The organism is Mesorhizobium silamurunense, from assembly GCF_014843825.1.
GTDB lineage: Bacteria > Pseudomonadota > Alphaproteobacteria > Rhizobiales > Rhizobiaceae > Mesorhizobium > Mesorhizobium silamurunense.
In genome coordinates this window covers 1-14,320 of the sequence record NZ_JHQR01000147.1, presented here as the reverse complement: position 1 = coordinate 14,320, position 14,320 = coordinate 1, and the positions used below count along the sequence as shown (strand labels likewise).

The following is a 14,320-nucleotide window of genomic DNA, read 5'->3' as shown; positions in this document are numbered from 1 at the left end:
GCCGTCGCCACTTCAGCCGGTGTCGGCGTCGCCGCCGGTGCCGGCGCGGGGGTTGGCGCCACGGTCACCTTCGGCGTCGAAACGGCCATCTCTTCCGGCTTGCGGAAAGGTTTTTCCCGCAACGCGATCGCACCGGAAACGCCGATCACGGCGAGGATGGCGACCGCCGCGCCAAGCGTGCCGGCGCTGATACCGCGCGCGGCGGGGCGCTGAGGCCGGAGCGTCTGTCCGAGCGGGCGTTCGATATCCTTGCCGATGTCAGCCAACCCGCATCCCCAAGCCCGTGACGCGGCTGGTCGGATCAGCATAGGTGACCCGATCGTCAGCGCTCACGCGCGAATTCAAAACCTTGGGCGCGCCTGCGCCCGCTGCCGAATCAACCTGTCCCCGAATCAAACTGCCGGAACCTCGCGGTCCCGGCAGCATTGCATCGCTTCGGTCGGTCGGCCAGAGCGATATGCTCCGGCCATCCCGCCGTTACTGGTTCAGCACAGCCTTGTCCGGGTTCGGCGGGAAGGCCGGATCGGTCTTTTGGCCGCGCAGCAGCTGTTCGGCATAGATCAGCTGCAGGTCGTCCTTCGGTTCCGGCGGCACATAGGCGGCCGAGCCCGAGCCGGTTGCACCCTCGTCGGCACCCTTGATGTGGCCTTTCAGGTCCGATTCGCCGCGGGTCAGGTCCCTGCCCTGCAGGTCCGGCGGCAGCGGCTGCTCGACCTTGATGTCGGGCGTGATGCCCTTGCCCTGGATCGACTTGCCCGACGGCGTGTAATAGAGCGCCGTGGTGAGCCTGAGCGCGCCATTCTCGCCCAGCGGGATGATGGTCTGCACCGAGCCCTTGCCGAAGGACTGCGTGCCGACGACGGTGGCGCGGCGCAGATCCTGCAGCGCGCCGGCGACGATCTCGGACGCGCTCGCCGAGCCGCCATTGACCAGCACCACCAGCGGCTTGCCACCGATGTCGTCGGCCTGCTTCGGCTTGGCATCGAAGCGGGTGACGTCCTTCGGATCGCGGCCGCGCGTCGAGACGATCTCGCCGCGCTTCAGGAAGGCGTCCGACACGCTCACCGCTTGGTCGAGCAGGCCACCCGGATTGAGGCGCAGGTCGAGCACATAGCCCTTCAGCTTGTCGTTCGGCACCTGCTTCTTGATGGTCTCGATGGCGTTCTCGAGATCGTCATAGGTCTTCTCGGTGAAGGAGGTGATCTTCATGTAGCCGACGTCATTCTCGACCCGGAACTTGACCGCCTTGACCTTGATGATGTCGCGCACGACCGTGAGCTCGATCGGCTTGTCGGCGCCCTGGCGCAGGATGGTGAGCTTGATCGGCGTGTTGACCGGGCCACGCATCTTCTCGACCGCGTCGTTGAGGGTGAGCCCGCGCACCTCTTCGCCGTCGATCTTGGCGATGTAGTCGCCGGCAAGCACGCCCGCCTTGGCGGCCGGCGTGTCGTCGATCGGCGTAATCACCTTGACGAGGTCGTTTTCCATGGTGACCTCGATGCCGAGGCCGCCGAACTCGCCCTTGGTCTGCACGCGCATGTCCTGCGCCTGTTCGGCGTTCATGTAGGAGGAGTGCGGGTCGAGCGAGGCGAGCATGCCGTTGATGGCGTTCTCGACCAGCGACTTGTCGTCCGGCGGCGTCACATACTGCGCGCGCACGCGCTCGAAGATGTCGCCGAAGATCGCCAGTTGCTTGTAGGTCTCGGAACCCGCAGCGTTCGCCGCCGAGCCGGGTGCGCCGTAGACCAGGCTCATTGCCGATGCGCCCATCAGCGCGCCGGCAAACAGAAGCGACAATTTCCGCATCATTTCACGTCCTTCCAGAAAATCGGTCCGCCCACCAAGGGTTCGGATCGACGGGTTTTCCATCCTTGCGGAACTCCACATAGAGCTCCGGCGTGGCATTTCCATTCTGCGAGGCCGAGGTGCTTGCCACCCGGGCCTCTCCCATCGCGCCGACCGGTTCTCCTGCGAGCACCGACTGGCCGGTCGCGACGCTGATTCTGCTCATCCCTGCCAGGACGACATGATACCCGTCGCCGGCATTGAGGATCAAGAGTTGACCATAGGAACGAAACGGCCCCGCATAAAGCACATTTCCATCCGCTGGCGCGGTGACGATGGCTCCCGATTGTGTCGCAACCATGTCGCCCTGCATCATTGCGCCGTTGCCGTCGTCGGTCCCGAAGCGCCTCTTGATCTTGCCGATGACCGGCAGCGCGATCTGGCCCTGCAGCGCCGCGAACGGGGCGGAAGCGGCCAAACGGTTGCCCTCCGGCACCGGCGTCGCGGCAAGGTCCGTGGTGGACACCGTCGTGTCGCCCTCCGCCGATTTCTGCTCGGCCGCCTTGGCCTGGTCGGCCGCCTTACGCGCCTTGTCGGCCTCGAGCGACGCGATGAGATCCTTGAGGCTGCTGGCCTTGGCCGCCAGCTGCTGCGAGTGCTGCTTCTCGGTCGCGAGCGCCGTCTCCGTGTCGGCCTGCAGCTTCTGCTTGGCTTCGAGCAGCATGGTCAGCCGCTTCTTTTCCGCCGTCTGCTCGGTGACGGCGGCGGTGAGCCGCCCCCGCTCGGCCTCGATCGAGGCCGTCACCCGGGTCTGTTCCTTGAGATCGGCGAGCAGCCTGTCGGTCTGCTGGCGCAATTCCGGCACCACGGCGCCGAGCAGGATGGCGCTGCGCACCGATGACAGCGCGTCCTCCGGCTTGACCAGGATCGCCGGCGGCGGGTTGAGTCCCATGCGCTGCAGGGCGCCGAGCACTTCGGCCAGCACGTCGCGCCGCGCCGTCAGCGAGGCGTGCAGCTTCTCTTCCTCGGCCTTCAGCCCTTCCAGCTTGGCGCCGATATCCTCGATGTCCTGGCCGAGCTTCTGCTCGGTCATCGCCGACTGGATCAGCGCCGCGCTGATCGAGGCATGGTCCTTCTTGACCGTCGCGACGTCGGCGGCAAGCTTGGCCAGCCGCTCGGAAGACAAGGTGATTTCCTTGGAAACCTGCTCGTATTCGGCCCGGCTCCGGTCGGGGTCCGGCGCGACATCGGGCGTGTTTTCCGCCGCCATGGCCGGCCCGAGCGCAATCAGCGCGGCGACAAGTGTCAGGCCGCAGCGGCTGCGCCAGGCGCGCGTTCTCGAATTCCAGCCTTCAGACATCAGGCCTCGACTCTATCCGCCGCTTCGTTAACGAACCATCAACCATGTTGGAACACCCGCAACAACTGTGATGTCGGGCCATTGAGGCGGAAATCCGTGCAAGCGGACGTGATCCCCAGCTTTCGGGGCCATGTCGCGAACGACGACTCAAGAGCGATGATAGGGATGCCCGGACAGGATAGTCGCGAGGCGATAGAGCTGCTCGCCGAGCATTACGCGCACCAGCTGATGCGGCCAGGTCAGCGCCCCGAACGACAGCACCAGATCGGCCTCTTCGCGCAAGGATTTGTCATGCCCGTCGGCGCCGCCGATCGCGATGACCAGCGCCTTGCGGCCGCTGTCGCGCAACTGGCCGATGCGTGCTGCCAAATCTTCGGAAGAGAGCGCCTTGCCGCGTTCGTCGAGCAGGATGAGCACGGTGCCTTGCTGCAACTGGGCCTGCAGCTTCTGGCCCTCCTCGCGGCGACGCTCGTCGGCGCTCTGGCCGCGGCTCTCGGGAATCTCGACGATGCCGGCAAATTCCAGCCCGACCGCCGGCCCGCTCTTGGCGAAGCGCTCGAAATAGCGGTCGGCGAGTTCTCTCTCGGGGCCGGTCTTCATCCGGCCCACGGCATGAACGGTGATCTTCATCCTCGCCTCGGCGAGCACTCTATCGGCGCCGGACCGGAACGGTCACGGCATGCGATATGGCTTAGTGCAAGGTCTCTTCCTCGAGGTCCGGCGCCTGCCACATCTTTTCGAGATTGTAGAATTCGCGGACTTCGGGACGGAAGACATGGACGATGATGTCGCCCGAATCGATCAGGACCCAGTCGGCGCTGGCCAGCCCCTCGACGCGGGCCATGCCGAGACCGGCATCCTTGAGCGCCTTGAGGAGATGATCGGCGACAGCCGAGACATGACGGTGCGATCGGCCCGATGCGACGACCATATAGTCGCCGAGGCTCGATTTACCCTGGATGTCGATTGAGACGATATTTTCGGCCTTGGAGTCTTCCAGACTGGCAAGGACTGTGTCGATGGCGAGGGACGCAGCATCGCTTCCGCTGATCCCGGCCGGCGAAGGCACGATATCGGCCTTCTTCCGCAGTGCTGTTCTCAGTGTGTTTCCTTTCCCAACAAGAACAACCAAATCACCCCGCAAATCAGGTGACACCACTTAGATAGGCAGAGTTCCATTGCAGTTTCAAGACGGGGCGCCCTGCCGGTGCCAACGCGGCCCCTCTTCGGCAGGTTCCGTGCTCCCGAAAAAATCGGAACTCTTTACGCCTGGCAGGGGTTATCGGCTCACTGACCAATGGGGACTTATCCATGCCGACCGACCCGCAAAGCGCCCTCATCACCATCCAGGCCGGGCTTGCCCAGCTGAGCACGCTGATCGTCTCCTATTCCTTCTCGGCGATCGGCGCCATCATCCTTCTGATCGTCGGCTATTTCGTCGCCGGACTTGCCGAGCGCTCGATCTTCGCCGGTCTCGGCCACATCCACGGCTTCGACGCGACGCTTCGCCATTTCTTCTCGAAGATCGTCCGCTACGCCATCCTGATCCTCGTCGTCATCATGGTGCTCGGCCAGTTCGGCGTGCAGACGGCTTCCATCATTGCCGCCATCGGCGCCATCGGCCTGGCCATCGGACTGGCGTTGCAGGGCACGCTGCAGAACATCGCCGCCGGCATCATGCTTTTGGCGCTGCGGCCATTCCGCATCGGCGAAAATGTCGAGGTCGGCTCGATAGCCGGTACGGTCGAGGAGATCGGCCTGTTCGCGACCAAGCTGCGTACTGTCGAAGGCGTCTACATCCTGGCGCCCAACCAGACGCTGTGGAACCAGCCGGTGCGCAACTTCACCCGCAACGGCGTCAGGCGCTGCGACATCAGCTTGAGCATCGGCTCATGGAACGACATCGACCGTGGGCAAAAGACGCTGCTCGGCATTGCCGTTACCGACAAGCGCATCCGGCGCGAGCCGGCGCCGATCGCCTTCGTGGCGGGCCTGGGCGAGACCACGGTTTCGCTTACCTTGCGCTACTGGACGTCGGCGGCCGATTACTTCGCCACCCAGATCGACATGACCAAGCGCGCTAAGCAGGCCTTCGACAACGAGGGCATTTCGATCCCCTTGCCGCCGCCCGAGGCGCCGGCTGCGGATGCTCGCAAGCAATAGAGCAATTCCAGGAAAAGTGTGACGCGGTTTTCCGTTCGGAATTGCGAAGAAAAAGTTTCTCAGTTCCTGGTCGGACCTGTCGGCTCGTCCGGCGCGAAGGCGAGCTCCACCGGCAGCGGCGTCTGCGCCGACATCGGCGCGAAGCTGCCGGTGGCGGGAGCGGGCGTCGGCCGCGCCGCCATCACGCGCCACAGCACGAACAGGCAGAACGCCGAAGCGATGAAGATGCCGACATAGATGAAGGTCTCGGTGCCGAAGACAGCCGAAAGCACTGTCACGATGCCCGGCACGATGAAGCCGGACAACGACCAGGCAAAAAGCAGCGAGCTCGAGAGCGCCAGCAGCTCCTCCTTCCTGGCGCGATCGGCGGCGTGGGCGCTGGAGAGCGAATAGATCGATTCCGACGCGCCGTCCCAGACGAGATAAATCACCACCAGCGCCATCAGCGCTCCGCCGTCGAAGGCGATGGCGAGCAGGCTTGCCACCACCGCCAGCGCCGCCGCGCCCGCCAGCACATAACGCCGATCGGTACGGTCCGAGAGCCAGCCGAGCGGTATCTGCAGGATCAGCGTGCCGACCGGCATCGCCGACAACAGCAGCGCCACATCCGCTTGGCTGTAGCCCTTGGCGGTGGCGTGGATCGGCGCGAAACCGGAAATGATCATCGACAGGCCGCCGACGGCGAGCATGCCGACGACGCCGACCGGCGAGATCTTCCAGGCTTGCCCGAGCGCCACCGAAGCCGCCTGCGGCGCGGGCGGCTGGGCAAGCCGCGTCATGCCCACGGGCAGAATGGACAGCGCGGTGAAGGCGATGCCGATCAGCGGCGCCGCCGCTGTCTGGATGTCGATCGCGGCGAGCGTCGCATAGCCGACGCCCAATCCGCCGATATAGGCGACGTAGAACACGGCCATGACCCGGCCTCGTATGGCATTCGGCAAGGCGTCGTTCAGCCAGCTCTGTGCGACGATGAACAGTCCGCAAATGGCAAAGCCATAAAGCGCCCGCGCCGCGATCCAGAGCAACGGGATCGGTCCGGCGCCGATCGCGACGTTGGAGAGCGCGATCAGCGCCGAAAGCACCATGAATGCGCGGGCATGGCCAACGCGCTTGACCACAGGTCCGGTGAGAATGCAGCCTGCGAGCCCGCCGGCCGAAAGTCCAGTGACGATCAGCCCGGCCCAGGTCGGATCGAAGCCGTCGGCGCCGAGCCGCACGGGAATGAAGGCGAACATCAGCCCGTTGCCGATCGCGATCAGCGCCATCGACACGATGACGCTGGCAATGGCAACCAGCGGCGCCGATTGCGCGCCCGGCTCGGTCGTGGTGCGGCTCTTCTCCAGCATGTCTTGCCAGCATCGCTCACCGGAGGGCGAAAAGCCGCCGTAAAAGCGACATCGGCGGTGTCGCCACTCCGCCCTGCGAGGTGCCTAACCCTTTGCCGCCTTGCGGATCGCGGTGGAGGAGAGCGACGAGCGCGGACCGTGGATGAAGGTCCAGGCTGGCGCCTGCATGCGGGCAAGGCGCGGCGCGTCGCCTTCGTCGATACGGGCATAGTCGAAGGTCTTGGCGACGACCGACGACAGGAAGGAGAGCGTGGCGCCCGGGCGGTCGATGACCGCGATCGGAAAGGTCAGCACGATCTCGCGCCAGCGCTGCCAGTGATGAAAGTCGCGCAAACTATCCGCACCCATGATCCAGACGAAGTCGACGCCCGGATTGCGCGCCTTGACCAGCGCCAGCGTGTCGGCGGTGTAGCGGACATGGTGCGTCGCCTCGAAGGCGCTGACCTTGATTTTCGGATTGCGGGCGATCTTTTCGGACAGCACGATGCGTTCGGCGAGCGGCGCCAGCTCACCTGCGCTTTTCAACGGATTGCCGGGCGTCACGATCCACCACAGCTGTTCGAGCGCCAGCCTTCTCAGCGCGATCTCGGCCACCAGCGCGTGACCGGCATGCGGCGGGTTGAAGGAACCGCCGAACAGGCCGACGGCGAGACCTTTGCCGGCATGCGGCATTTTGAGGTAGCGGGCGGGGACGGGCTGCTCGGGCTGGGAAAGCATGTGCTAGGCACCCCCCTCTGCCCTGCCGGGCATCTCCCCCTCAAGGGGGGAGATCAGATGTCGCTTCCACTTTCGCCAATCGCTGACATTGCAAGACGAGCGCCGTCGGCGAAGCTGCCAATCTCCCCCCCTGAGGGGGAGATGTCCGGCAGGACAGAGGGGGGTGCCTAGGCGCAACGGTTCACGCTCTAGCGGCAAACAGCTTCAAGGCCTCACCTGTCCCGACCCGCGCACGCGGTATTTGAACGAGGTCAGCTGTTCGACGCCGACGGGTCCGCGCGCATGCATCTTGCCGGTGGCAATGCCGATCTCCGCACCCATGCCGAACTCGCCGCCGTCGGCGAACTGCGTCGAGGCGTTGTGCAGGAGGATCGCCGAGTCGATCTCGTTGAAGAATTTTTCGACTGCTTGCGCATCCTCGGCGATGATCGCCTCGGTGTGGTGCGAGGAGAAGGTTTCGATATGCTCGATCGCGCCGGCGACGCCGTCGACCAGCTTTACCGCGATGACGGCGTCGAGATATTCCGTCACCCAGTCGGCATCGGTCGCAGGGCTGGCGTCGGAGAAGGCCTGCATCGCTTCGCTGTCGGCATGGACTTCGCAGCCGGCGGCGCGCAGCGCTTCGAGGATCGGCACCAGATGCGTAGAGGCGACCGCGCGGTCGACCAGCAATGTCTCGGCCGCGCCGCACACGCCGGTGCGGCGCATCTTGGCGTTGACGGCGATCTTGACCGCCATGTCGAGCTTCGCGGAACGATCGACATAGAGGTGGCAGATGCCTTCGAGATGCGCGAAAACCGGCACCCGCGCCTCGTTCTGCACGCGCCCGACCAGGCTTTTGCCGCCGCGCGGGATGATGACGTCGAGATTGCCGCTCAAGCCTTTGAGCATCTCGCCGACGGCGGCGCGGTCTGTAGTCGGCACCAGCTGGATGGCATCCTCGGGAAGGCCCGCCGCCTTCAGCCCTTCGGCCATGCAGGCATGGATCGCCGATGACGAATCGATCGAATCCGAGCCGCCGCGCAGGATCACCGGGTTGCCGGCTTTCAGGCAGAGCGCGCCGGCATCGGCCGTCACATTCGGACGGCTTTCATAGATGACGCCGATGACGCCGAGCGGCGTGCGCACGCGCTCGATATGCAGGCCGTTGGGGCGATCCCATTCGGCAATAACGTCGCCGACCGGATCCTTGAGCGCGGCGATCTCGCGGATACCGTCGGCCATCGCCTTGATGCGCGACGGCGTCAGCTTCAGCCGGTCCATGAAGGACACTGACAACCCGGCTTCCTCGCCATTCGACATGTCGATGGCGTTGGCCTCGAGGATCGCCTGCTCGTTGCGAAGAATTGCATCGGCAATGGCCACTAGCGCGTCATTCTTGGCCTGGGTCGTAGCGACGGCCAGCGGTCGCGCGGCGGCGCGGGCGCGGCGGCCGATATCGGCCATCAGCGCCACTGTATCTTCCCCGGATTTTTCATGCAGCTTCAGCATGGTCATCCTCCGCTCACTCTTCGGCCAATACGTGGTCGCCGGCAACGCTTACCACAAGGTCGTCGCGATGGATCATCGCCGAGCGTGCCTCGTAGCCGAGCACATTTTCGATCTCGGCCGTCTTCAAACCTGCGATCCTTACGGCATCGGCGGCATCGTAGGCAACCAGCCCGCGCGCGATCTCGCGGCCCTCGGGCGACAGGATCGCCACCGTGTCGCCGCGTGAGAAATTGCCGCTGACCAGCTTGACGCCGGCCGGCAGCAGCGACTTGCCCGACTTCAGCGCCCCGACGGCGCCGGCATCGACGGTGAGCCGGCCCGCCGGTTCGAGCTGGCCGGCGATCCAGGTCTTGTAGCCCTTCACCGGATTGGCGCTGGGCTTGAAGAAGGTGGCGCGTTCGCCGCGCTCGATCGCCATCAGCGGCGAGAGCCGCGTGCCGGCGGTGATGATCATCGCCGTGCCGGCGGCGTTGGCGATCTTGCCGGCGTCGAGTTTCGTCCGCATGCCGCCGCGCGAGAACTCCGAGGCGGCCGCGCCCGCCATCGCCTCGATGTCCGGCGTGATGCGGTCGACCACCGGGATGAACCTTGCTTTCGGATCTTTGGCCGGCGGCGCCGTGTAGAGCCCGTCGATGTCGGAGAGCAGCACCAAAAGATCGGCGCCCATCATCGTGGCGACGCGCGCGGCCAGGCGGTCGTTGTCGCCATAGCGGATTTCGGAAGTGGCCACCGTGTCGTTCTCGTTGATGACCGGCACCGCCTTCATTTTCAGCAAAGTCGAGATGGTGGCGCGCGCGTTGAGGTAGCGGCGGCGCTCCTCGGTATCGCCGAGGGTCAAGAGGATCTGGCCCGATTTCAGCCCGTCCTTGCCAAGCGCGTCCGACCACGCGCCGGCAAGCGCGATCTGGCCGACGGCGGCGGCCGCCTGGCTTTCCTCGAGCTTCAGCGCGCGCTTGCCGAGGTCGAGAATGGTGCGGCCGAGCGCAATGGCGCCCGACGAGACGACGAGCACCTCCGCGCCGGCATTGGCCAGCACCGCGATGTCGTCGGCGAGCGAGGCCAGCCAGTCACGCTTCAGCCCTGTCGTGCGATCGACGAGCAGCGCCGAACCGATCTTCACGGTGATGCGCCGGTATGATTTCAGCGATTTCATGGGTTTTGCCGCCAGCGCGTGTCGACGGGAGCAGGAACAGCGTCGCGTGCTTCCGCCACCACGGCCATCAGCGCACGCAGCACCGCCTCGACGCCTTCGCCGGTGACGGCCGACAACAACATCGGCGCGCGGCCGGCGGCGCGCTTCAGCGAGGCCGCCTTCTTCTTGCGGGCGTCCGCGTCGAGGATGTCGACTTGGCTGAGCGCGACGATCTCGGGCTTCTCGGCCAGCCCATGGCCATAGGCTTCAAGCTCGCCGCGCACGGTCTTGTAGGCCTTGCCGGGATTTTCCTCCTGCGCCGAGACGAGGTGAAGAAGCACGCGCGTGCGCTCGACATGGCCGAGGAAGCGGTCGCCGATGCCGACCCCCTCATGCGCGCCCTCGATCAGGCCGGGAATGTCGGCCAGCACGAATTCTCGGCCGTCGATGCGGGCGACCCCGAGGCCGGGATAAAGCGTGGTGAACGGATAGTCGGCGATCTTCGGCTTGGCCGCGGTGACGGCCGCCAGCAAGGTCGACTTGCCGGCATTGGGCAGACCGACGAGCCCGGCATCGGCGATCAGCTTCAGCCTCAGCCAGATGCTGAGCTCCTCGCCCGGCTGTCCCGGATTGGCGCGGCGCGGCGCCTGGTTGGTCGAGGTCTTGAAATGCTGGTTGCCGAAGCCGCCATTGCCGCCCTTGGCGAGCAGGAAGCGCTGGCCGACCACCGTGAGGTCGCAGATCAGCATGTCGTTGTCCTCGGCAAACACCTGGGTTCCGGCAGGCACTTTCAACGTGATGTCGGCGCCCTTGGCGCCGGTCATGTTGCGGCCCATGCCGTGCATGCCGGTCTTCGCCTTGAAATGCTGCTGGTAGCGGTAGTCGATCAGCGTGTTCAGTCCGTCGACCGCCTCAGCCCAGACGTCGCCGCCGCGGCCGCCGTCGCCGCCGTCCGGGCCGCCGAACTCGATGAATTTTTCGCGCCGGAACGACACCGAACCGGCGCCGCCGTCGCCGGAGCGAATGTAAACCTTTGCCTGGTCGAGGAATTTCATCGGAGTTTCAAGTTTCTGCTGATGGCCTTGCGCGATTGCTCTAAACCAAGGCGGGGCGAAGGGCGAGGCTGTTTTGCGACTAAAGCGCCGGATGCCCTTTCGCAAAGGACGCTGTAGCACTGTTCGCTTGGCTGGGCTGGGGAAGTGCCGGAATGAAGCTCGTCACCTATAACATCCAGTATGGCATCGGCCTCGACGGAAAATACGATGTCGGCCGCATCGCCGACGCTGTGCGCGGCGCCGACGTCATCGCCCTGCAAGAGGTGACCCGCAACAACCCGCGCAACGGCGACCGCGATATGGTGGCCGAGATCGGCGAGGCGCTGCCGGAATACTTCGCCGCCTACGGCAGCAATTTCGAGGTCAATATCGGCTCGCGCCTGGATGCCGGCCGCGCCGTCACCAGGACCTTCCAGCTCGGCAATATGGTGCTGTCGACGACGCCCATTCATTTGTCGCGCAATCTCCTGCTGCCGCGCAGCCGCAGTCTGGAGAGGATGAACTTCCAGCGCGGCGCGCTGGAGGCGCTGATCGAGACCCCGCTCGGTTTCATCCGCTTCTACTCCACCCATCTCGACCACCGCAGCCCCGTCGAGCGCCAGAGCCAGATCCGTTTCCTGCGCCAGCGCCTGCTGAACTACACGCTGGAAGGCGGCGGCCTTTCCGGCATTCCGGAGATCGGCCTGCCGGACCTGCCCTATCCGGAGGCCTTCGTCGTCATGGGCGACTTCAATATGCTGCGCGGATCGCCCGAATATGTCGAACTCGCCGGGCGCCCTGACCACGAGTTCGGCATGCCGCTGACCGCCGACCTCGCCGTCGACGTCGCCCAGCGCCTCGACGTTTCCGGCCTGTTCACCTGGATCGACCCCAACCGCCCCAACGATGCGGCCCGCCACAAATGCATCGACTATGTCTTCACCAGCGCCTCGCTCGCGGGCTCGCTGAAGCGCCTGTGGACCGACCGGCAGGCTCGGGGGTCGGACCACCTGCCGGTCTGGGTCGAGCTGAGCTGAATTTCAACATGCCTAAAAATGCACCCAGTTACGCAGGCTCGTCCACGTCTTCCTGTCCAGCCGGTACCGCTCGACCGGCACCTGGCCGGCGACGATCGAGTTCAGCATGCCCTGGCCGGCATACTGGAAGCCGCACTTGTGGATGACGCGGCGCGAGGCCGGATTGATGACCCTGGTCGAGGCATGCAGCACCTGGATCGAGGTCTTCTGGAAGGCAAGGTCGACCAGCGCGTGCGCGGCTTCCGTGGCGTAACCGCGCTTCCAGTAGGGCTCGCCGATCCAGTAGCCGAGCTCCAGCCCGCGATCGGTGGTGTTGAGGCCCGCGCAGCCGACGAAGGTGCCGGTGCCGGCAAGCGTCAGCGCATAGACGATGCCGGCGCGGCGCGACGAGGCCATGGCCAGGAAGGCTCTGCCTTCGGCCTCGCCGTAAGGATGCGGCATGCGGGCCAGCATTTCGGCGACGTGGCGGTTGTCGGCCAAGGCAACCAGTTGCTCGAGATCGCTCTCGCGCGGGGGGCGCATGACGAGACGCTCGGTGGCGAGCACCGGGCAGTCGATCGCGTAACTTTCGTCTTCGGTGTCTTCCGCTTCGGCAACCATTTAGTCCTCCAGGGCAAAGAAAAATGAAAAAGGAGAGATGGAAGCCCATCTCTCCTGATCCTTTCCTGGCCTGGCCAGACACCGGTTCCCGAGATGGGCGCCGGTGTTATGGTGCGGAACCGGCTACTCCGCTGCTTTGGTGATCGGGTTTACCGAGACGTAGGTTCGGCCGTTGGCTTTTTTGTTGAAGGCGACTGCGCCGGCTTCGAGCGCAAAAAGGGTATGGTCCGTGCCCATGCCAACGTTGGTGCCCGGATGCCATTGCGTGCCGCGCTGACGAATGATGATGTTGCCGGCGACGACGGCTTCGCCGCCGAACTTCTTCACGCCGAGACGCTTGGAGTGCGAGTCGCGACCGTTGCGCGACGAACCGCCAGCTTTCTTGTGTGCCATCTAACTAACTCCGATGCGCCCTAGGGCGCTTGAATGGTCTTATGAACGCGTTCGCGTTCCGTTTCAAGTCCGTACCGGCGACGTTTGTCGCCAGTCAGCCTTACTTCTTCTTCGCCAGCTCCTTGGCCTGCTCGCGCCAGTCCTTGATCTGGTCGGCGCTGAACGGCATGTGCTCGTCGATCTTGGCGACATCCTTGTCTGTCAGCTTGGCGAGCTGCGCGAAGGTGACGATGCCCTGCTCGTTAAGATCCTTCGCCGCGACCGGGCCGATGCCCTTGATCACGGTCAGATCGTCCGGCTCGCCCTTCGGCGCCTTGAACAACGGCGCGGCAGCGGTCTCGGCCTTGGCCTCTTCCTTCGCAGTCTCCGCCTTGGCTTCCTTCTTGGCCTTGGGCTCCTTCGGAGCGGCCTCTGCCTTCGCCTCGGCGGCGACTTCCGCTTTGGCCTCAGCCTTGGCTTCCGGCTTCGCGGCGGCCTTCTTCGACGGCTTGGCGCCACCTAGCAGGATCTCGGCGATCCGCACGGTGGTCAGCAGCTGGCGGTGGCCGATCTTGCGGCGCGAATTCTGGCGGCGGCGCTTCTTGAAAGCGATGACGGTGCGGTTCTTGCCCTGCTCGACGACTTCCGCCGTGACCATGGCGCCATCGACGAACGGCGCGCCGAAGGTGACATTCTCGCCCTCGCCATGCGCGAGCACATTGCCGATTTCGACGATATCGCCGACCTTGGCTTCGACTTTCTCGATCTTCAAGAGATCGTTGGCGGCGACGCGATACTGCTTGCCGCCCGTTTTGATGACTGCGAACATTTTTTGCCTTTCGCTGTTCGGTCGGCCTTGATGAACCGCCTCAAGCGGTCCGGCCGTCTTTTTGTCAGTCTGCGGGTTCAAAAAACAAGCGGCGCGGAGAAGCCCCACGCCGAATGCGGGCTGTCCCTAACCGAAGGTTGCGCGGAAGTCAAGGCGAGCGGACCTTGCTCTTGGAGGATACCGCGAGCCGCCGTGCCGGCAAAGGTCAATCCGTAGCCTCGCCGCCGCTTTCCAAGAAGCAGGAAATCGGTCGAATAGGGCCTTGTAACTGCGACAGTCAGCCGTTATCTAGTGCGCCGCGCCGGCAACGGCCGACCATGACCTCGCGGAGAGGTGGCAGAGTGGTCGAATGCACCGCACTCGAAATGCGGCATACTCGCAAGGGTATCGGGGGTTCGAATCCCTCCCTCTCCGCCAGCCTGCTTGTGTACAGCCCGAAGACATAGGTAACGGT

At 65.0% G+C, this 14,320-nt stretch carries 14 protein-coding genes, 1 tRNA gene and 1 pseudogene; 3 read left to right on the top strand and 13 right to left on the bottom strand.

Features of this window, described 5'->3' with window-relative positions:
• The 5 genes and pseudogenes from DH10_RS16890 to rsfS all read right to left on the bottom strand — a co-directional run.
• Nucleotides 1-266: pseudogene (locus DH10_RS16890) on the bottom strand (divergent polysaccharide deacetylase family protein); the annotation flags it as partial.
• Between the two features lie 211 nt (nt 267-477).
• On the bottom strand, nt 478-1,809 hold the full coding sequence (locus DH10_RS16885; protein ID WP_192245664.1) for a S41 family peptidase: 1,332 nt from the start codon (nt 1,807-1,809) through the stop codon (nt 478-480).
• A gap of 1 nt (nt 1,810) precedes the next feature.
• A complete protein-coding gene (locus tag DH10_RS16880) occupies nt 1,811-3,145 on the bottom strand; it encodes a murein hydrolase activator EnvC family protein (RefSeq protein ID WP_192245662.1) in 1,335 nt (444 codons plus the stop codon).
• Nucleotides 3,146-3,292: 147 nt separating this feature from the next.
• Complete coding sequence (rlmH, locus tag DH10_RS16875) at nt 3,293-3,775, bottom strand: 23S rRNA (pseudouridine(1915)-N(3))-methyltransferase RlmH (RefSeq protein WP_192245660.1); 483 nt, start codon at nt 3,773-3,775, stop codon at nt 3,293-3,295.
• A 61-nt stretch (nt 3,776-3,836) separates the two neighbouring features.
• The gene (gene rsfS, locus DH10_RS16870) at nt 3,837-4,214 is read right to left on the bottom strand and encodes a ribosome silencing factor (RefSeq protein ID WP_192245658.1); all 378 of its coding nucleotides are present in this window, start codon (nt 4,212-4,214) and stop codon (nt 3,837-3,839) included.
• A gap of 242 nt (nt 4,215-4,456) precedes the next feature.
• On the opposite strand from rsfS, the gene DH10_RS16865 reads away from it, so the two are divergent.
• A complete protein-coding gene (locus tag DH10_RS16865; RefSeq protein ID WP_192245656.1) occupies nt 4,457-5,308 on the top strand; it encodes a mechanosensitive ion channel family protein in 852 nt (283 codons plus the stop codon).
• Between the two features lie 59 nt (nt 5,309-5,367).
• On the opposite strand, the gene DH10_RS16860 is transcribed toward DH10_RS16865, so the two are convergent.
• The 5 genes from DH10_RS16860 to obgE all read right to left on the bottom strand — a co-directional run bounded on the left by DH10_RS16860 (nt 5,368) and on the right by obgE (nt 11,049).
• Nucleotides 5,368-6,654: an MFS transporter gene (locus DH10_RS16860; RefSeq protein WP_192245654.1), complete on the bottom strand. Its 1,287-nt coding sequence runs from the start codon at nt 6,652-6,654 to the stop codon at nt 5,368-5,370.
• Between the two features lie 84 nt (nt 6,655-6,738).
• A complete protein-coding gene (locus DH10_RS16855; protein WP_192245813.1) occupies nt 6,739-7,326 on the bottom strand; it encodes a nicotinate-nucleotide adenylyltransferase in 588 nt (195 codons plus the stop codon).
• A 249-nt stretch (nt 7,327-7,575) separates the two neighbouring features.
• Nucleotides 7,576-8,862 carry a glutamate-5-semialdehyde dehydrogenase gene (locus DH10_RS16850; protein ID WP_192245652.1) on the bottom strand — a complete coding sequence of 429 codons (1,287 nt, stop codon included), beginning with the start codon at nt 8,860-8,862 and terminating at the stop codon, nt 7,576-7,578.
• A gap of 13 nt (nt 8,863-8,875) precedes the next feature.
• Nucleotides 8,876-10,015 (bottom strand): glutamate 5-kinase, encoded by a 1,140-nt coding sequence (gene proB, locus DH10_RS16845; RefSeq protein ID WP_192245650.1) that lies wholly within the window; start codon nt 10,013-10,015, stop codon nt 8,876-8,878.
• Nucleotides 10,012-11,049 carry a GTPase ObgE gene (gene obgE / locus DH10_RS16840; protein WP_192245648.1) on the bottom strand — a complete coding sequence of 346 codons (1,038 nt, stop codon included), beginning with the start codon at nt 11,047-11,049 and terminating at the stop codon, nt 10,012-10,014. Before obgE ends, proB begins: the two co-directional genes overlap by 4 nt.
• A 152-nt stretch (nt 11,050-11,201) precedes the next feature.
• Between obgE and DH10_RS16835 the strand changes: the two genes are divergently transcribed.
• The gene (locus DH10_RS16835; protein WP_192245646.1) at nt 11,202-12,065 is read left to right on the top strand and encodes an endonuclease/exonuclease/phosphatase family protein; all 864 of its coding nucleotides are present in this window, start codon (nt 11,202-11,204) and stop codon (nt 12,063-12,065) included.
• A 12-nt stretch (nt 12,066-12,077) separates the two neighbouring features.
• On the opposite strand, the gene DH10_RS16830 is transcribed toward DH10_RS16835, so the two are convergent.
• The 3 genes from DH10_RS16830 to DH10_RS16820 all read right to left on the bottom strand — a co-directional run bounded on the left by DH10_RS16830 (nt 12,078) and on the right by DH10_RS16820 (nt 13,866).
• Nucleotides 12,078-12,665 (bottom strand): GNAT family N-acetyltransferase, encoded by a 588-nt coding sequence (locus DH10_RS16830; protein ID WP_192245644.1) that lies wholly within the window; start codon nt 12,663-12,665, stop codon nt 12,078-12,080.
• Nucleotides 12,666-12,788: 123 nt separating this feature from the next.
• The gene (gene rpmA, locus DH10_RS16825; RefSeq protein WP_059189273.1) at nt 12,789-13,058 is read right to left on the bottom strand and encodes a 50S ribosomal protein L27; all 270 of its coding nucleotides are present in this window, start codon (nt 13,056-13,058) and stop codon (nt 12,789-12,791) included.
• A 100-nt stretch (nt 13,059-13,158) separates the two neighbouring features.
• Complete coding sequence (locus tag DH10_RS16820) at nt 13,159-13,866, bottom strand: 50S ribosomal protein L21 (RefSeq protein ID WP_192245642.1); 708 nt, start codon at nt 13,864-13,866, stop codon at nt 13,159-13,161.
• 327 nt (nt 13,867-14,193) lie between these two features.
• On the opposite strand from DH10_RS16820, the gene DH10_RS16815 reads away from it, so the two are divergent.
• Nucleotides 14,194-14,283 (top strand) — tRNA-Ser (locus DH10_RS16815).
• The last annotated feature ends 37 nt before the right edge of the window (nt 14,284-14,320 follow it).